This window comes from uncultured Desulfovibrio sp. (genome assembly GCF_944324505.1).
In the GTDB taxonomy this organism is placed as follows: Bacteria; Desulfobacterota; Desulfovibrionia; order Desulfovibrionales; family Desulfovibrionaceae; genus Desulfovibrio.
In genome coordinates this window covers 149,509-166,165 of record NZ_CALUWO010000001.1, presented here as the reverse complement: position 1 = coordinate 166,165, position 16,657 = coordinate 149,509, and the positions used below count along the sequence as shown (strand labels likewise).

Genomic DNA, 16,657 nt, shown 5'->3' with positions numbered 1-16,657 from the left:
CTACCCCAGAATCACGAAGTTCAGCATTTTTAGCAAGGGGAGTTCACCATGTTTTCCATTCAGGCCCTTCGTAACGAACGCAATGTGCAGCTGCTCAACGGCCTTGTCTTTGTTGCCCTTTTTGCCAGTGTGGCCTTTCATCTGGTGGAGCTTCCCTTTCTGACTGCCCTGGGCATCAGTCCGCTCATCGTGGGTATTGTGGTGGGCATGTGCTACGGCAATACCCTGCATGTGCATATGCCGGCCTATCTCAAGCCCGGCATTCTCTTTTCCTCCAAATCGCTGCTGCGGCTGGCCATCATCCTTTACGGCTTTCGCCTCACCTTCCAGGACCTGGCGCAGGTGGGCCTGCGGGGTGCGGCCCTGGCGGCCTGCATGCTCTGTTCCACCTTTCTGCTGGGGTCCTGGCTGGGCATTCGCGTGTTTCGCCTGCCCCGCCGTCTGGCCCTGCTGACGGCTGCCGGCAGCTCCATCTGCGGGGCGGCCGCCGTGCTGGCCGTGGAACCCGTGGTCAAGGCCGAAAATCACGAAAGCAGCATCGCCGTGGGCACTGTGGTGGTCTACGGTACGCTGGCCATGCTGCTGTATCCGCTGCTGTTCAGCCACGGGCTGCTGCCCATGTCTGCCGAGGTCTATGGTGCCTTTGCCGGAGCCACCCTGCATGAAGTGGCCCATGCCGTGGCCGCCGGGCAGGCCGTTTCCGCCGATGCGGGCAATACGGCCGTCATCGTGAAGATGATGCGGGTCATCATGCTGGCGCCCCTGCTGGTGGTGCTGGGCTTCTGGCTGCGCCGGGCTGCCGGTGCCGCTGCCCGCACCGGCGACAGCAGCACTCCCATGAAGAGCTTTCCCTGGTTTGCCGTGCTCTTTGTGGTGACCATCGGCATCAATTCCCTGGGCATCATTCCTGCGGCAGTGGTCAATGCCATCAACGCCTTTGATGTCTTTCTGCTGACCATGGCCATGTGTGCCCTGGGCATGGAAACCAGTCTGGAAAAAGTGCGCAAGGTGGGTCCCCGGCCCTTCCTGCTGGCCGGCATTCTGGCCGTCTGGCTTGGGGTGGGCGGCTACTTTGCGGCCGGCTTCTTCATGGGGTAGAGGAGCGGCAGCACGCCGTCAGGGGACAGGGGGCCGATGGCCTTCTGTCCCCTTTGTTGTGGCATGGCTGAAGATGGGGACAGGGCGGGAAGATTCCCGGCTGCCGGTGGTGCGGGGGGCGGGGACGGCCTGCTGCCTAGCCTTTGGGCCGCAGCGGGAAGAACCAGCGGCCGTCCTTCTGAAAGGGCTGGGCGGCAAAGACGTATTCGCCGTCGTAGGCATTGTCCCGGAAGAGAAAGATGCGCCGTTTCCGGTTTTCGTAGCAGGTGTACAGGGTCCTGTTGCCATAGATGAGCCGCTGGGGGCCTTCACCGGTATTCTGCCCCTGATAGTACAGGATGCCGCGCCGCTCCTCGTTGTGATAGGGACCGGAACTGCGCAGGCAGAGCACCACGTTGCCGTCCCGCAGCTCGTTGATGCCGTAGATGCGCTCATTCACGAAGGGAAAGACGGCCCGTTTCTGCCGGTCGTTGCAGACCTGCCCCTTTTGCAGGGGAATGTCCGTTTCTGCCGTACTCCGGCCAAAAAGGCTGAAATGCCGCTCCGGCCGGCGTTCGGGCAGGTCCCGGCACAGGCGCCGGGCCTCGGTGGTCAGCTGCTCATAGAGATCGGGACAGTCCTGCTGCGTAAAATAGAGGCCCAGTTCGTCGTTATTGGTCTGGCTGTAGTCGTAGAGATTCATGCTGCCCAGCAGGGCGGCCTGTTCGGTCAGAAAGCACTTGGCGTGCAGGTTCTGCCGCCGGAAGACGGCCGTGGGCAGGCGGTATTCCGCAAAGTACTCGCGGTGCACCACCGTAATGGTGACGCCCGCGGCCTTCTTTTCTTCCAGCAGGTCACGCAGGCGCATGCCCAGCCGGATGTAGGGCGAGATGATGCAGATCCATTGCCGCGCCTGCTTGAACATGGTTTCCAGGCGAAAGTTGATGCCTTCGGTGGTGACCAGTTCCGGGCCGCTGCCCGCTTTTTCAAACAGTCCCAAAAATCCCATGGCAGTCTCCGGCGGCAAGAAAGGCGGCCCGCCGCAGGGTATCGGAAGGAGAATCAGCCCTGCTGCTGGATTTCTCCGTCCAGCACGCCGGCGATTTCCACATCTTCCTTGCTGGCCTTGTTGTAGATGGTGCCCATGACGGTGCCTGCCACATACATGCGCGAGGTGGCATCCACATAGACGTTGCCCGCCACCATGCCCTTGACGATGAAGGTGGTGTCGTTGCGCAGATGCACATCACCGTGAATCATGCCGTCCAGCTCGAAATATTCGTTGTCAAGAACCACGGTGCCTTCGTGCATGCCGTTGGAATTGGCGAAGATGGTTTTGGGCGAAATCATGCAGACTCCTTTGCGTGCGCAGGGGGAGAGACGATAGCGCTTATATAAAATGGCGGGGGCGGGGGCGTCAAGGCGGCCGGCGCGGGCAGGGCTTGAAGGGACCATGGGCGTGGACTATGCTCTGGGCAGCGCCGGGAGAGGGCGCGCAGCCAAGGAGGAAGCCATGCGCAACGTGCTGCAACGTATCCACGTGGTGGAAGGGGATATTACCAGGGAGCAGGTGGACGCCATTGTCAATGCTGCCAATGAAGGCCTGCTGGGAGGCGGCGGCGTGGACGGCGCCATCCACCGGGCTGCGGGGCCTGAGCTGCTGGCAGCCTGCCGTCTGCTGGGCGGCTGCCCCACGGGCGGCGCCTGCATCACGCCGGGCTTCCGGCTGCCGGCCCGCTATGTCATCCATACGGTGGGGCCTGTCTGGCATGGCGGTTTTCAGGGAGAACCCGGCCTGCTGGCTTCCGCCTATCGCTCCTCGCTGCTGACGGCCGGGGACAATGCCTGCCGCACGGTGGCCTTTCCGGCCATTTCCACGGGGGTCTACGGCTATCCGGCGGACATGGCGGCCCAGATTGCCGTCAAGACCATTGCTACCTTTCTGGCCGAACAGCCCGACGACGGCTTCCCGCAGGAGGTTCGCCTGGTGGCCTTTTCCGCCTCTTCCCGCCAGGTGCTGGAAGAGGCCCTGCACGCCCTGGCGCGGCAGGAGGGACCGTGGCAGGCCTAGGACCTGATGCCGGCATGCTCTGTCCTGCCGCCGGCAGAACGGACCTGGCCGTGCTCATCCCGGCTGCGGGCGAAGCCCGGCGCATGGGGCGCTGCAAGGCTGTCCTGCCGCTGGGCAGCGGGCAGAATGCCGGGTCAGCGCTGGACCGCCTGGCCCGCCTCTGGGCCGGGGGACCGTACAGGCTGGTGGTCACGGGCTTTCATGCGCCGCTGGTGGAGGCGGCCTGTGCCGCCAGCGGACTGGGAACGGTGCGCAATGCCGCGCCGGAACAGGGCATGTTTTCCTCTGTGCGGACCGGGCTGGAGGCCATCCTGCGCCAGGCGCCCCGGGTGGTGGGCATTCTGGTGCATCCCGTGGACGTGCCGCTGGTGCGCCCGCTGACGGTGCGGGCCGTGCTGGAGGCTGCGCAGGCGCAGGACGAGGCCGTGCTGGTGCCTGTTTTTGCGGGCCGGGAGGGGCACCCCGTTTTTCTGCCCGCCAGCGTGGCCCGTCAGGTGCTGACCTTTGCGGGCGATGGGGGGCTGCGTGCCGCACTGCGGCCCTTTCCGCTGCGGCATGTGCCGGTGGCGGATGCCCTTATGCTGCATGACATGGATACGCCGCAGGACCATGAGCGACTGAGCGCGCTGGCCCGGCGGGCCGACTGCCTGCTGCCCGGGGAGGCGCAGGAGCTGCTGCGTCTGCATGCCGTTCCGGACCGGGGGATGCGCCATGGCTTGGCTGTGGGCTGCGTGGCCCGGGCCTTGTGCGCGGCGCTGAACCGGGCGCGGTCCCGCCTGCCGGGGGCAGATCTGCCGGTGCTGGACGAGGAACTGGCCCTGGTGTGCGGCATGGTGCATGACATCTGCAAGAGCCAGCCGGAGCACGAAAGGGCCGGCGGACGCCTGCTGCGGGAGCTTTTTTTGCCGCGCATGGGAAGGATCATTGCCACGCATCGGGATATGGCGCCCGTGCCGGCCCGCTGCATGACGGAGCGGGAACTGGTGTTTCTGGCGGACAAGTACTGCCGGGGCAGCATGTGGGTCAGTGTGGCGCAGCGTTTTGAGGACAAGCTGGAGGCCTATGCGGCGGATGCGGTGACCTGTGCGGCCATTGTAGGGCGCAAGAGCAGAGCTTTGCGCATGGAAGCCCTGCTGGCGGCCGGTCTGGCAGAAGGCGGGGAAATGACTCCCCCGGCGGAGCTGGCCCGGCAGGCTGTGGCAGAAGCGGCTGCCCTGGCGGCGGCCGGAGGATGGGCGGCCTGCGGTGACGGCCGGGCAGGGGGAGATGCCTGATGCCGGAAGACGCGGGCATCTGGCTCATGCGGCACGGGGCCGTGGACGATCATTGGCAGCGTCGCCTGCTGGGACGCCTGGATGTGCCCCTGAGTGCGGCGGGGGAACGGCAGGTGCGCCGGGCGGCCCGTGCCCTGTGGCAGGACGCGCCGTGCGCACGGCAGCCTTCGCTGCTGGTGGTGTCTCCCCTGTGGCGCTGCCGGCGCAGTGCCGAGGTGCTGCGGGAGATGCTGGAGCCGCTGGCGGCACGGATGCTGCCTGTGCGCGTGGAAGAGGGATTGACGGAAATTGCCCTGGGGGCGTGGGATGGTCTGCCTGCCGCCGAGATACGGCAGCGGTATCCCCGGCAGTGGGCTGCCCGGGGCCGGGACCCTGCCCGGCAGGCCCCGCCGGGGGGCGAAAGTTTTGCCGCAGTGCAGCAGCGAGCGCTGGCGGTGGTGCGGCATCTGGTGCAGGCGGGGACAACGACCGCTGACGTCCCCCTGCTGCTGTGTCATGCGGGCGTTATCCGCGCGCTGCTGGCCGGGGCCATGGCGCTGCCGCTGGAACAGGTGCTGCGTCTGTCCGTGCCCTATGCCGCGTTGGTCTGGCTGCCGCTGTCGGCCCTGCCGCCCTGCTGAGGCCATGCGCCACAGAAGTCCCGTGGCCTGGGAAAGGGGGCGCGGCTTTGCGGGCTTATTTGCCGGCCTTCCTGACCTTTTTGTCGGGGCGGGGCTGGTCGGCGGCATCCACATAGAACCACAGGCCGCTGCCCAGGCGCAGGGGGCAGGCCGTGCCGTCAGGCCCCTTGAGGGGCGTGCCCGGCATTTCGGCCATGCAGCACCACCAGCCGGGGCGCGGCAGCACCAGTCCGAACTGTCCCCGCTCATCGGTGCGCACCACCAGTTCCTCGTGCCAGCGGGTGGGCACCTTCTGGCCGTCCGTATTGATGCGGCTGGCCCGTACTATCACGCCGGGGCGGGGCTGCCCGTGCTCCACCACCCGCCCGCTGAAGTAGCAGGGCGCCGTCAGGCCGAAGGGACGGCTCAGGGGCAGGATTTCCACCGGCAGCCCGGCGGCTTCATACCAGCCGTCCTCCACATCATAGACGGGCAGAAAACTCTTGATATAGTGCTGTTCGTAGCGCTGCGCCGCAGCATCCCACCACGGGCGCGTTTCGATGATGAACTGATACAGGCCGGGCTTGTTCAGGGCCACATTGGCGGCCCAGGCCTGCTTGTCCAGATAGGTGATCTCCTCCACATCGCCAAGCAGATCCATGCGTTCGGGCTGCGGCACATCGTTCTTGCGCGGCGTCTGGGCGTCAAAGCGCAGTACGGCAAACAGCTGCGGCATGCTCATGGCCTGTCCCTGCTGATGAAAGGGATCCATGCGGGTGATGAGCAGGTCCACTTCCTCGTCAATGGCCGGAGCGGCGGGCGTTTCCGCCGGCTGGGGGGCGTCCTTTTTTGCTGTGCCGGCCGCCGTGTCCGATGCGTTCTTCGGGGCCGCCGGGGCCTTGCCGGCATCGGCCTGTGGCGTGGCCGGGGCTTCGATGCTGATTTTTTCCGGGACCAGCAGGGTGACATCGGCCAGGGCGGGCGTGGCCGCAAACAGCGTGGCGCCAAGGGCGGCAAGGGCCAGCAGAGACGTACAGCGCGACATGATTTCCTCCTGAAGCGCAGCCAAGGTAGTATAAAAGCGGGATATTGTCATCTTGATGTGGTGCCGCTTCCCGGCGTTGCCGCATCCGCGGCGACATGGGGCGGCGTTCTGGCCGCCACCAGCAGGTCCACGGCGGCAGCGCCGGCGTCCAGCAGGGCGGTGCAGGCTTCCCGGGCCGTGCTGCCCGTGGTCATGACATCGTCCACCAGCCAGCAGCGCCGGCCTTCCAGGCGGCAGGGGCGCAGCGCAAAGGACTTGTGCACATTGGCCTGACGCTGCCGGGCATTCAGGCCGGCCTGCGAGGGTGTGGGCCGGGTTCGGTAAAGCAGAAAACCTTCCAGGGGCAGAGCGCACATGCGGCACAGGGCCGCGGCCAGCTCGTGGGCCTGATTGTAGCCGCGCCGGCGCAGATGGGCAGCATGCTGTGGCATGGGCAGCACCAGGTCCGGGACAGGCAGGGGGGAAGGCTGGCGGCGGAGCTGCTCTCGCAGCAGGCCGGCCAGCACTCCGGCCAGGGCCAGCTCGCCGCCGAACTTGAAGCGCAGCACCAGATCGCGTAGCGCTCCCGCATAGGGACCGCAGAACACAAGGTGCTGCCACGGGGGCGGACTGGTCAGGCACTGTCCGCAGGGCACGGCACTGAGCGCCTCGTCCGGCGGCAGGGCAGAGGGCAGGCCGCAGCGCGGGCAGAAGGGACTGTGCGGCGGGGCCAGCAGGGGGGCGCAGTCTGGACAGAAGAAGGCATTCTCCTGCCCCGGGTCAGGGCGGAAGGGACGCAGGCAATGGGCGCAGCGCTGCTCGTCCAGACCCAGCAGGCCGACGACCTGACGCAGGAGACGGCGCAGCGGAGCACGTGCGGGCGTTACCGCACGGCTGGTCCGGGCTGGTGCCGGATGAGCAGGGAGCAGCGGGGTGAAAGGACTGGGCATGTCAGGCGTGCACAGGGAGCGGCTGCGGCTGGAGCAGGCGCGCGGCCCACAGGGCGCCCCACTGGCGCAGCTCTTCGGCAGCGGGGCTGCGCAGCAGGTCTTCCGGCCGGTCCATGCCGCGCCAGTGGCGGGATTCCACAAGACGGCGGCCTAGGGCGGCAAAGAAGTATCTGAGGCCCAGTTCACTGCCCGAAAAGAGCTGCTCGCCACGGGGGCGCCCGGCGACCATGGCCGAAAGGGCCGGCGGCCGGGACCGGTCATCCGCGGCACGGGGGCGCTGCCAGCGGCTCTGGGCGCGATCCACCAGCGCCTTGGCCAGGGCAGGCAGGCCATAGAAATAGACAGGCCCGCAAAAAAGCACCAGCGGCGCACGTTCCAGCGCCTCCAGAATGCCCTCCGCCTCGTCGTCCGGGGCGAGGCGGCAGGCATGGGGCGGCCGGTCGCAGGCGCCGCAGTGGCAGCAGGGCCGGATGCGCTTCTGGCGCAGGGCCAGCAGCTGCACGGGCAGCCCCTCGCGGGCAGCGCCTTCGGCAAAGAGGCGGGCCAGCGTGTCGGATGTGCCGCCGGCACGCGGGCTGCCCAGAACGGCCAGGGCCGGCGCTGTCAGCACAGGTCCCCGCAGAAGGGATTTTCCCGGCGTTCGTCGCCAATGGTCGTGGATGGCCCGTGCCCCGGATAGACGCTTGTCTCGTCAGGCAGGGTGAAGAGCTGCTCGCGGATTCCGCGCAGCAGGGCGGCCTGATCCCCGCCGGGAAAGTCCGTCCGGCCGATGGAGCGGTAGAACAGGGCATCACCGGTGAAGACCGCATGTTCCGCCGGGTAGTAGAGGGAAATGCCGCCGGGGGTATGGCCCGGGGTTTCGCGGATGTCGAAATCCATGCCGCCCAGGGTCTGCGGTCCGGGGGGAAGGTCGGTGCAGCTGTAGTCCGGTACCGGAGGAAAGCCCCAGATACCGCCCTTGACGGCTTCCGTATTTTCCAGGCAGGCCTCGTGACGGGAGGCATAGACCGGCGCGCCCGTGACACGTGCCAGCTGGGCCACTCCGTAGGCATGGTCGAAGTGCCGGTGGGTCAGGCAGATGGCTGCCAGGGTAAGCCGATGTTCCGTGAGGTGCGCCAGCATGGGCGCGGGATCACCGCCCACGTCGATGGCAATGGCCTGATTGCCGGCATGCACGATATAGCAGTTCGTTTCCAGAGGGCCGAGAGCAAAGCGAGTGATGGGCATAGCGCTGGCATTCCTTTTTTTTTCGCACGATACGTTGCCTGCGCCTCGAGGGCAAGCAGGCTTTTTTGTAGATTTTTTCTAGACAAGCCGGCGGCGCGGAGAATATAGAGGAAGGATGAACGAAGATTCCTCCCTGCCCAGACTGCACCGCAGTGACCTTGTGGAAATGGATGCGCAGCTTTTTGCCGAGTTGCGGCGTTTTGTGCCCTGCACGGGCTATGCGCTGTATTTTCCCACCGGCGAGGTGGCGCCGGAACCGGAGCTGCTGGCCCGCGAGCATCGTCTGCTGCTGCCCCTGTTCCGGGACGGGGAGGCGCTGGCCGTGGCCATGCTGCATGGCGTCCGGGTGCGGGAGGCGCGGCGCGCTCTGCCGCTGCTGCCTGCCGTGGCCGCGCTGACCCTGGACATGCTGGCGCGCATCAAGGCCCAGCGCACCGATGCCGTGACCGGTCTGGCCACGGAGGACATCCTGTACGCCCGCATGGAGAGCGAGGCCGCCCGCGTGCGGGAACAGCTGACCCATCCCGCGCCGGAGGAGAGCCGCAATGCCCCTCTGCACCGCCTGTGCATGGGGCTGGTGATGCTGCGCATGACCAACGGCCGGGAACTGGCCGATCTGTACGGCTTCACCTTTACGGACCGCCTGCTGTGCCGGGTGGCGCAGGCGCTGCGGAAGGACATGGCCTCCGACGTTCTGGCTGCCCGCGTGGGCCGTTTTGGCATGGCCCTGCTGCTGCCGGCCATCAGCGGGCGCAAGGCCTGCCAGAAGGTGGCGGAAAGCGCCCTGCACCGCATGGAGCAGGTGGAGCAGGTCTATCGTGTGTCGCGGCAGGTGGTGCGGCCGCGCCTGTGCGCCGGGCATGCCATCTATCCGCAGGATATGGAGGGGCCGGAATTTTCCCTGAGCATGTATGAACAGTCGCGGCGTCTCATGGAACGCGCCCGCCTGGCCTCCCGCGAGGCGGCGCGCAGCGGTGAGGCCTCGCTGGTCATGCCCTTTGCCCGCATCCTGCAGGACGGGGGCGTCATTCTGGAAGGGCAGCGTCAGGGCCGGGTGCGCATCAGCCTGGGCAGACGGGCCAAGGCCAGGGAAGGGCAGCGTTTTGCCGTCTGGGAACGCCTGGCAGACGGCAGCCGCTACCGGGGCGAAATTGTGCTGTTGCAGGTGCGGGAGCATGATGCTGTGGCCGAAACCCTGCATCTGGCTGACGCCGCCTCCCCCCTTGTGCCGGGGCAGCGCCTGTCGCTGCTGGGAGATGATGCCAGCCGGGACTGGGGAGACGAAGAGGCCATGACCGATGCCCTGCTGGCGGCGCCTGAGGAACCGGCGGCAGCGGAGGTGACTGCCCCGGCAGGGAAGACGGATACCCCGGCCGGCAGGGACGACGGTGCCCCGGCAGAGGGCCGCGAAGCCTCTGGGCAGATTGTGACGGGGGAAATCTCCGGCCCTGCGCCAGCGGGTGAACGGGATGCGGTCAGCGCCGACAGACCGGTCCCGCTGGAACGGGGGCCGTTGCGCGGCTTCCACGGGCACGGGGACTTTGTGCGTCTGTTTGCGCAGCAGCGGGAGGCCTGTGCCCAGTTTGCCCTGGCGCTGCTGCGGCTGGATGTGGGCGACATGGCGGATCCGGCCCGGCAGCGCAATGATCTTGGGCATGCGGCGCAGCTCTGGAGGGCGCGCTTCGGCGAGGTTGCGGCGTCGTCCGTGCTGGCCGGCCTGTACGGGGGTAACAGTCTCATCTTTTTCCATCCCGCGGCAGAGGCCGCTGCCCTGCTGCCGGCCTACGCTGCCCTGTGTCAGGAGCTGGAGCAGGGCGGGCAGGGAGCGGCCTGCGGTCTGGCGGCCTATCCTTTTCTCCAGTTCCGCAAGGGGGAAATGCTGGAATGCGCCCTCAAGGCGCTGGACTATTCGCTGCTGCTGCCGTCCCCGCATGCGGGCCTGTGCAATTCCCTGGCCCTCAATATCAGTGCCGATCGGCGCTACAGCCTGGGGGATGTGTTCGGAGCTGTGGACGAGTACAAGCTGGCCCTGCTGGCCGATGACAATAACGTGCTGGCCCGCAATTCCCTGGGGGTCTGCATGGCCGCCATGGGGCGGCACCACGAGGCCCGGCGCCATTTTCTGGAAGCCTTGCGCCGCTGCCGTGATGCGGCCCAGACCGCCCAGACGCGCTACAATCTGGGAACGGTCTGCCAGCATCTGGGCGAGCGCCGGGCTGCTGCGCGCTATTATCGGCAGTGCCTTGCTGCGGTGCCGGACCATCTGTATGCCCATTTGCGCCTGGGGCAGCTGTGCGAAGAGGGCGGGCGACGCGCCGAGGCCCGCCGCCACTACGAAGAAGCCACCCGCATCGAGGATGCCCGCCAGGCGGCCGGCAGCAGTGCGGGCAGTCCCAGCGTGGCCCGGCGCTATCTGGCCCGCGTTGCCGTGCGCCAGCGGCGGGGCGGCGAGGCGCGGGAACTGCTGCACGAGGCCCTGTTGCGCGATCCCGAGGATGCCTCCTCCATGCTGCTCATGGCCAAGCTCTATCTGGATGGCAATGAAGACCCCGCCGTGGCCGAACTGCTGGCCCGCAAGAGCGTGCGCCTGCGGGATACGGCCGAGGGCTGGTGTGTACTGGCCCGTGCCCTGCGTGCCCAGAAGCGGGAAAATGAGGCCCGGCTGGCCGAAGCACGCGCCTTGCGTTCCTAAAAGGAGGCTTGTCTGCCTGCGGCAGGGCGGGGCTTTTGTACAGCGTGCCGGCAGGGCAGCGACGGTGCGACATGCCGACGTTGCCGGCGAAGAAATGCCGCGATTCGCGAAGGGCGCGCATCTGTGCGTCTGCCCTTGGGATGCGCGGATAACAGCTCGTTTCAGGGGGAAGGCCGCGGCCTTTTTCCGTTCCCGGCGCAGTTCGCCGGGAGAAGACGGTTGTGCGGGACCTGGGTGTGGTGTCCGGCAAGGGAGGGACGCTGCTGCCGCGTGCGGGGAGGCTGGCTTGCGTGCGCTGTCCTCCTGTCGCGGCCGCCCAACAGCGCCGGGACGAAACAGGTTTTTCACAATGGCAGAACCGGCAGCAGGTCGTCATGGCCTGCTGCCGGTTTTGCTATGTTTTCGCGTTTGTGTGGCGGGCCGCTTCTTCCCGCAGGATGTCCAGAAGCCGTGCTGCCAGGCGTTCGTCATCTTCCGTGCGGCGTCCGCTGACGCCCACGGCCAGCTGCACGCCCGTCTCACAGCACAGGGGCAGCCCGCCGCGCATGGCCGTAAGGCCCGGATCGCAGAAGTCCGCCAGCGTCAGCTCCTCGTCTTTCAGGCGTCGGGCCAGGGCTGCCGTGGGAGTCCCCATGCGTGCGGCCGTATAGGCCTTGCCCTGGGCAATGGCAATGACGCGCGCAGGCGCTCCGTCCATGCGCGAGAAGTGCAGCAGCTCCCCGTGCGCATTGCAGACAGCCAGGCAGACAGGGGGCAGGCCATCCTGCCGGGCTTCTGCCTCAAGCCGGGAGATTGCGCGGAAAATGACCGACATGGTGAAGGGGCATTGGGCAGGCATGACAGCATCCTAGAGCAGGCAGAGGGATATCTGCGGGATGTAGGTGATGGCCAGCAGGACAAGCAGCATGGCCACAAGGAAGGGAATGGCGGCACGGGATACCCGGGAAATCTTTTCCCCGGTGATGCCGCAGGCCACAAAGAGGTTGACGCCCACAGGCGGCGTCACGAAGCCGATGGCCAGATTCACCACCATGATGACGCCGAAGTGAATGGGATCCACCCCCACCTTGAGTGCCAGCGGCAGCAGAATGGGCGTCAGGATGACAATGGCCGCCAGGGCTTCCATGAAGGTGCCCACCCAGAGCAGCAGCAGGTTCACCAGCAGCAGGATGGCCAGCTTGTTCTGCGTAAGGGCCATGATGGCCGTGGCAATGCGCTCCGGAACATTTTCCAGGGTCATGACGTTGCCGAAAATGCTGGCCATGGCCATAAGCACGATGATGACCGCTGATGTGGAGGCAGATTCGCGGCAGCAGGAGCAGATGCTGCTGAAGGTCAGTTCCCGGTAGACGAAGATGCCCACGAGCAGCCCGTACAGGGCGGCAATGGCCGCTGCTTCCGTGGGCGTCATGATGCCGCCGTAGATGCCGCCAAGCACGATGACAGGTACCAGCAGTGCCCACTTTGCCTGCCAGGTGGCCGCCAGGACATTCTGGAGCCAGTGCTCCTTGCGCTCGCCGCGCCAGCCGTGGCGGCGGGCGATGAAGTAGGTGGTCAGCATGAGCACCAGACCCGTCAGGATGCCGGGAACGATGCCCGCCAGAAAGAGCTTGCCCACCGAGGCCTGTCCGGCGATGCCATAGACCACAAAGGGATTGCTGGGCGGAATCATGACGCCGATGGCACCGGCTGCGGCCACCACGGCCGCGGCAAAGAGGCGGTCATAGCCGCGTGCCACCATGGCCGGGATGGTCAGGGTGCCGATGGCCGCCACCGTGGCCGGACCGGAACCGCTGATGGCGGCAAAGAACATGCACGTGGCAATGGCGGCCAGAGCCATGCCGCCGGGAAGACCGCCCACCAGGGCATCCGCCAGCTTGAGCAGGCGTTCCGAAAGGCCGCCAGCCCCCATGAAGACCCCGGCCGCAATGAAGAAGGGGATGGCCATGATGGGGAAATTGTCGATGGAGGTAAAGGCCACGGAGGCCAGATAGTCTGCCGGCAGGGTATCGGCCCCCACGACGGTCATGAGGCCGGCCAGACCGAGGCTGAAGGCAATGGGCACGCCGATGGCCAGCAGGATGATGAAATAGCCGAACAGCAGCACAATGGCATTGCCGTCTTCCATGAGCATGGGCGGCAGAAAGAGCAGGACGGTCAGCCCCACGGCGCAGAGACTGTCCAGCAGGCCGCAGAGGCGCATCTGCTGTACAAGGTTCTGCACGGCGCGCAGGGCCATAAGGCCGAAGCCCACCGGCAGGATGAGATAGGGAATGTAATAGGGCAGGTGCAGGGCTGCCGTTATCTGCGGCATCTCTATCTGCATCTGCACATAGGAAGCGCCTTCGCGCAGCATGAACAGGCTGAGCAGCAGCAGGCACAGGTCCACCACAATCCAGCTTGCGGCCTTCAGGCGGTCGTTCAGGTGATCCACCAGCACGTCCACCCGGATATTGTTGCGCTGGCGGATGGCCAGCGGTATGGCCAGATAGGAAATCCAGATGAAGATGTAGCGGGCGCTTTCCTCGGTCCAGACGGCCCGCCCGATCAGGGTACCGGCATGTTCCCGCAGGGAAGAAAGGTCAACAATGTTGCCGAGCAGCCCCATGAAGAAGCCGGGATTTTCCAGCGCGGCGATGATGTGGGTAACGCTGTAGCGATAGATGGTCTGATAGGAGATGATGAAGATCATCAGCAGAAGGCCGATGACAAGAAAGGGCTTTTCGAGATTCTGGTCAAGACGGCGCAGCAGGCCGGGCTTTTCACTGGACATACCGACATCCTTCTGCAAGCACGGGGTGCCGTCCGCCGGAACGGACGGCACCCGGGAAGACTACTTCTGGGTATCAAGCACCATCTGCACGAGGTCGTCAGGAAGAACGTTCTTGAACTTGTCCCAGACGGGGCGCGTGGCCTTGCGGAACTCGTCAAGCTGTTCATCCGTCAGGTCAACGATGGTGATCCCTGCCTTGAGGAAGCCTTCGCGGGCTTCGCGTTCGTTCTTGGGATAGAGCACATCGCGCTGATACTGCAGAGCCTCGGCGGCCGCTTCACGGATGACCTTCTGCACGGAAGCGGGCTGCTTGTCCCACCACTTCTTGTTGGCCATCATGACCTGCATGCAGTAGTTATGATAGGTGGTGGCCGCATACTTGAGCACTTCGTGATGCTTGGCGCCGTACATGTGCGGGAAGGTATTGCCCTCGCCGTCCACGGTGCCCTGCTGCAGGGCGGTGTAGGTTTCGCCCCAGGCCACGGGGGTGGGGTTCATCTTGAGGATCTTGGCCACTTCCACTTCCACCGTGGAGTCGGTGGTGCGCATCTTCAGGCCGGCCAGGTCGGCAACCCCGCGGATGGGGCGCTTGATGCTCACAAAGTTGCGGTAGCCGTATTCGGCATACATGATGGGTTCCAGGCCGATATCATTGGCCACCTTGTGGAAGTAGTCCGCCAGCGGTCCCTTGTCGATGGCGGCATAGAACTGCTGCTGCTTGTCGGGGCTGGTGATGTAGGGCAGGTCAAACACCTGATAGAGCGGAGAAAAATTGGCCATATTGGGCGTGGAGCTGACGGCCATTTCCAGGCTGCCCTTCTGGGCGCCTTCCATGAGCACCCGGTCGCTGCCCAGGATGGCATTGGGGAAGATCTGCACCTTGATCTTGCCGTCGCTCTTCTGTTCCACCAGTTCCTTGAACTTCTCAAAGGCCAGGGTGATGTGGTTGCCGGGCGGCGTGGTATGTGCCACCCGGAACTTCAGCTTGGGGCCGTCATAAGCCGCCTGTGCGGGGCTGGCATGCCCCAATGTGCACAGACCGAGCAGGGCCAGCGCCATGGTCAGAACAAAAATCCTCTTCATAATGTTCCTCCGGGGTTTCCTGTTGCGGGAAGAAGGGAAACGTTTGTTCAAATATGCACAATTTCCGGGGAAAGGCCATCACTCCGGGAAGTATTTTGCGTTTCTTCTGGCTGCCTGATGCCCTCGTATGGCGTACCTCAAAGAGGTATTTGTTTGTAACAATTTGAAATAATACATAATATGTCTTCATATCGTTCGGCCGGTGCGGCTTGAAAAAGGAAGGAAGTCCGCGTACCCTGAAAAAAATTATTTTCGTCATGCAACGTACTCTATCCGTTTTTCCTCGCATTCTGCCCGTAATGGTACGCTGGGGGGCGCTGGCGGTCTGGTTCTGGCTCATGATTGGCGCAGAAACCTGCTTTGCCGACTACATGCGGGACAGACCGGCCGGCCAGATGGCGGGGCTGTTGCCGTTTGCAGCGGGCATGCTGGTGCTGCTGGGAAGCTGCCGGCGTCTGTATGGCAGGCTGTGTGCTCCGGGGCTGATGTGTGTGCTGCCGGCGCTGGGCATGCTGGCCGGGCTGGTGCCTCTGCTGTGGCCGGGGGCGGTGGCCGCTGCCGGCATATGGCCCTGTTGTCTGCTGGCCGGGGCGGGAAGCGGGCTGGCCCTGGCGGGACGGATACGGGAGCTGAAGGAGCTGTCGCCCCCGCTGTGTGCTGCCGTTGTGGGCGGGGGAATGCTGGGAGCCTGGCTGCTCGTCAACAGCATCCCGCAGGTGGCGCCGGGGACGCTGCTGTGCCTCTGGGCCGCTGCGGCACTGGTGGCCGGCATCACCGTCGGTTGTCCGCCGGAAAGCGCCCCTCCCCCGTCTGGCACGGCGGGGTATGGCTGGCTGGCGCTGGCCCTGTTCTGCTGCGTGATCAGCGGGCTGGGCATGGGGATATATGCCGCCCTGTGGGAAACCTTTGCTCCCCTTCTGGAGCTGACGGCGGGAGAGTGCGCGGTTTCCCTGCTGGTGGCCGCGGCCCCGGTGCTGGCGCTGCTGCCCGCATGGCGCAATGGCCCGCTGCTGCTTACCACGCTGCCCTTTGCCGTGGTGGCCTATACGGCCTGGCCCCTGTTCCACAGGGAATCGCCAGCCCTGTCGCTGCAAAGTCTGCATGTCTCCTATTTCCTGCTGCTTATCTGGATGCTTTCGCTGCTGGCCCCCCTGGGAAGGCGCCTGCCCGGCTGGCCGCGTCCTGCCCTGCTCGGCGCGGCAGCGGCCCTGACGGGGGGCATGCTGGGCAAGCTGATGCAGCCGCTGGTGGAGCAGTGTCTTATGCAGGGAACGGAGGTGAATGTTCTTTTTCTGCTGCTGGCTGTCCTGGCCCTGGTCTGCGTGGTGCTTTGGGGATATCTGTGGCAGACGCCAGCCGCTGCCCGGCAGGACATGCCGGAAAAGGAAGCGGAGGGAGAGGACAGGGAACATGCCGTGCCGCAGGACCTGGAAGCCTGCCGGCAGATTTTTCGTCAGCTGGGCCTGACGCCGCAACAGGCCCTCATTGCCGCCATGCTGGCCCATAAACGCAGTGATGCGGACATCTGCCTGCATCTCAGCATTTCGCCTGCCACGCTGAAAACGCACATTCGCAATATTCTGCGGCGCACCGGTATTAACAGCCGGCATGAACTGCCCTGGCTGCTCCTTTCCGTGCGTTCTGCTCAACATTCTGCCGACGAGCAGGGGACCGGCGCTCTACCAGGCCGTCTTTGCCGGGGACGGGATGTCTGATAGACGCAGAGCGCATGCACAAGCTGCTCACAAACACGTGCTGCCGTGCGGGAAGGCTGGTTTTTCCGGCTTTTCCGTGCTCCGAGTGCGTAGCGTTCACGAGATACGCCGGGGCCTTGCGCGGGTGTCTTCCCGCGTGCTTTGTCCTGGGGAGGCGCGGGATGCGGCAGGC

General features: G+C 65.6%; 15 protein-coding genes. 6 read left to right on the top strand and 9 right to left on the bottom strand.

Annotated elements, in window-relative coordinates:
* The first annotated feature begins 48 nt into the window (after positions 1-48).
* On the top strand, positions 49-1,098 hold the full coding sequence (locus tag Q0J57_RS00780; protein ID WP_297215778.1) for a YeiH family protein: 1,050 nt from the start codon (positions 49-51) through the stop codon (positions 1,096-1,098).
* 136 nt (positions 1,099-1,234) lie between these two features.
* Here the strand turns inward: Q0J57_RS00780 and Q0J57_RS00775 are convergent, their stop codons facing one another.
* Both Q0J57_RS00775 and Q0J57_RS00770 read right to left on the bottom strand, forming a co-directional pair.
* Positions 1,235-2,086 (bottom strand): phospholipase D family protein, encoded by an 852-nt coding sequence (locus Q0J57_RS00775; RefSeq protein ID WP_297215775.1) that lies wholly within the window; start codon positions 2,084-2,086, stop codon positions 1,235-1,237.
* Positions 2,087-2,139: 53 nt separating this feature from the next.
* Positions 2,140-2,427: a hypothetical protein gene (locus tag Q0J57_RS00770; RefSeq protein WP_297215772.1), complete on the bottom strand. Its 288-nt coding sequence runs from the start codon at positions 2,425-2,427 to the stop codon at positions 2,140-2,142.
* 163 nt (positions 2,428-2,590) lie between these two features.
* Here Q0J57_RS00770 and Q0J57_RS00765 point away from each other — a divergent pair, with 163 nt between their 5' ends.
* The 3 genes from Q0J57_RS00765 to Q0J57_RS00755 are packed head-to-tail and all read left to right on the top strand — an operon-like array spanning position 2,591 to position 5,042.
* A complete protein-coding gene (locus Q0J57_RS00765; RefSeq protein ID WP_297216774.1) occupies positions 2,591-3,148 on the top strand; it encodes an O-acetyl-ADP-ribose deacetylase in 558 nt (185 codons plus the stop codon).
* Positions 3,136-4,422 carry a DVU_1551 family NTP transferase gene (locus Q0J57_RS00760; protein ID WP_297215767.1) on the top strand — a complete coding sequence of 429 codons (1,287 nt, stop codon included), beginning with the start codon at positions 3,136-3,138 and terminating at the stop codon, positions 4,420-4,422. The genes Q0J57_RS00765 and Q0J57_RS00760 overlap by 13 nt, the downstream gene beginning before the upstream one ends.
* Positions 4,422-5,042, top strand: a complete 621-nt coding sequence (locus tag Q0J57_RS00755) for a histidine phosphatase family protein (protein ID WP_297215764.1) — start codon at positions 4,422-4,424, stop codon at positions 5,040-5,042. Before Q0J57_RS00760 ends, Q0J57_RS00755 begins: the two co-directional genes overlap by 1 nt.
* 55 nt (positions 5,043-5,097) lie before the next feature.
* On the opposite strand, the gene Q0J57_RS00750 is transcribed toward Q0J57_RS00755, so the two are convergent.
* Genes Q0J57_RS00750 through Q0J57_RS00735 form a run of 4 tightly spaced genes read right to left on the bottom strand, consistent with a single transcriptional unit; the run spans position 5,098 to position 8,222 of the window.
* The gene (locus Q0J57_RS00750; RefSeq protein ID WP_297215761.1) at positions 5,098-6,066 is read right to left on the bottom strand and encodes a DUF4198 domain-containing protein; all 969 of its coding nucleotides are present in this window, start codon (positions 6,064-6,066) and stop codon (positions 5,098-5,100) included.
* Positions 6,067-6,113: 47 nt separating this feature from the next.
* Complete coding sequence (locus Q0J57_RS00745; protein ID WP_297215758.1) at positions 6,114-6,995, bottom strand: ComF family protein; 882 nt, start codon at positions 6,993-6,995, stop codon at positions 6,114-6,116.
* A gap of 1 nt (position 6,996) precedes the next feature.
* Entirely contained in the window at positions 6,997-7,605 is a 609-nt protein-coding gene (locus Q0J57_RS00740) for a flavodoxin family protein (RefSeq protein ID WP_297215755.1), read from the bottom strand.
* A complete protein-coding gene (locus Q0J57_RS00735; RefSeq protein WP_297215752.1) occupies positions 7,599-8,222 on the bottom strand; it encodes an MBL fold metallo-hydrolase in 624 nt (207 codons plus the stop codon). The genes Q0J57_RS00740 and Q0J57_RS00735 overlap by 7 nt, the downstream gene beginning before the upstream one ends.
* A gap of 115 nt (positions 8,223-8,337) precedes the next feature.
* Between Q0J57_RS00735 and Q0J57_RS00730 the strand changes: the two genes are divergently transcribed.
* Complete coding sequence (locus Q0J57_RS00730; protein ID WP_297215749.1) at positions 8,338-10,914, top strand: tetratricopeptide repeat protein; 2,577 nt, start codon at positions 8,338-8,340, stop codon at positions 10,912-10,914.
* A gap of 394 nt (positions 10,915-11,308) precedes the next feature.
* Here Q0J57_RS00730 and Q0J57_RS00725 read toward each other — a convergent pair whose 3' ends face one another.
* The 3 genes from Q0J57_RS00725 to Q0J57_RS00715 are packed head-to-tail and all read right to left on the bottom strand — an operon-like array spanning position 11,309 to position 14,770.
* Positions 11,309-11,752: a heme-binding protein gene (locus Q0J57_RS00725; protein ID WP_297215746.1), complete on the bottom strand. Its 444-nt coding sequence runs from the start codon at positions 11,750-11,752 to the stop codon at positions 11,309-11,311.
* Positions 11,753-11,761: 9 nt separating this feature from the next.
* The gene (locus Q0J57_RS00720; protein WP_297215743.1) at positions 11,762-13,687 is read right to left on the bottom strand and encodes a TRAP transporter large permease subunit; all 1,926 of its coding nucleotides are present in this window, start codon (positions 13,685-13,687) and stop codon (positions 11,762-11,764) included.
* Positions 13,688-13,747: 60 nt separating this feature from the next.
* Positions 13,748-14,770, bottom strand: a complete 1,023-nt coding sequence (locus tag Q0J57_RS00715) for a TRAP transporter substrate-binding protein (RefSeq protein ID WP_297215740.1) — start codon at positions 14,768-14,770, stop codon at positions 13,748-13,750.
* A gap of 299 nt (positions 14,771-15,069) precedes the next feature.
* Here Q0J57_RS00715 and Q0J57_RS00710 point away from each other — a divergent pair, with 299 nt between their 5' ends.
* A complete protein-coding gene (locus Q0J57_RS00710) occupies positions 15,070-16,485 on the top strand; it encodes a helix-turn-helix transcriptional regulator (protein WP_297215737.1) in 1,416 nt (471 codons plus the stop codon).
* Positions 16,486-16,657 lie beyond the last annotated feature (172 nt).

Coding starts and splice junctions, on each gene's coding strand:
- Q0J57_RS00775 (WP_297215775.1), bottom strand. CDS start 2,086: ATGGGATTTTTGGGACTGTTTGAAAAAGCGGGCAGCGGCCCGGAACTG.
- Q0J57_RS00755 (WP_297215764.1), top strand. CDS start 4,422: ATGCCGGAAGACGCGGGCATCTGGCTCATGCGGCACGGGGCCGTGGAC.
- Q0J57_RS00735 (WP_297215752.1), bottom strand. CDS start 8,222: ATGCCCATCACTCGCTTTGCTCTCGGCCCTCTGGAAACGAACTGCTAT.
- Q0J57_RS00715 (WP_297215740.1), bottom strand. CDS start 14,770: ATGAAGAGGATTTTTGTTCTGACCATGGCGCTGGCCCTGCTCGGTCTG.
- Q0J57_RS00780 (WP_297215778.1), top strand. CDS start 49: ATGTTTTCCATTCAGGCCCTTCGTAACGAACGCAATGTGCAGCTGCTC.
- Q0J57_RS00745 (WP_297215758.1), bottom strand. CDS start 6,995: ATGCCCAGTCCTTTCACCCCGCTGCTCCCTGCTCATCCGGCACCAGCC.
- Q0J57_RS00770 (WP_297215772.1), bottom strand. CDS start 2,427: ATGATTTCGCCCAAAACCATCTTCGCCAATTCCAACGGCATGCACGAA.
- Q0J57_RS00725 (WP_297215746.1), bottom strand. CDS start 11,752: ATGCCTGCCCAATGCCCCTTCACCATGTCGGTCATTTTCCGCGCAATC.
- Q0J57_RS00765 (WP_297216774.1), top strand. CDS start 2,591: ATGCGCAACGTGCTGCAACGTATCCACGTGGTGGAAGGGGATATTACC.
- Q0J57_RS00710 (WP_297215737.1), top strand. CDS start 15,070: ATGGTACGCTGGGGGGCGCTGGCGGTCTGGTTCTGGCTCATGATTGGC.
- Q0J57_RS00750 (WP_297215761.1), bottom strand. CDS start 6,066: ATGTCGCGCTGTACGTCTCTGCTGGCCCTTGCCGCCCTTGGCGCCACG.
- Q0J57_RS00730 (WP_297215749.1), top strand. CDS start 8,338: ATGAACGAAGATTCCTCCCTGCCCAGACTGCACCGCAGTGACCTTGTG.
- Q0J57_RS00720 (WP_297215743.1), bottom strand. CDS start 13,687: ATGTCCAGTGAAAAGCCCGGCCTGCTGCGCCGTCTTGACCAGAATCTC.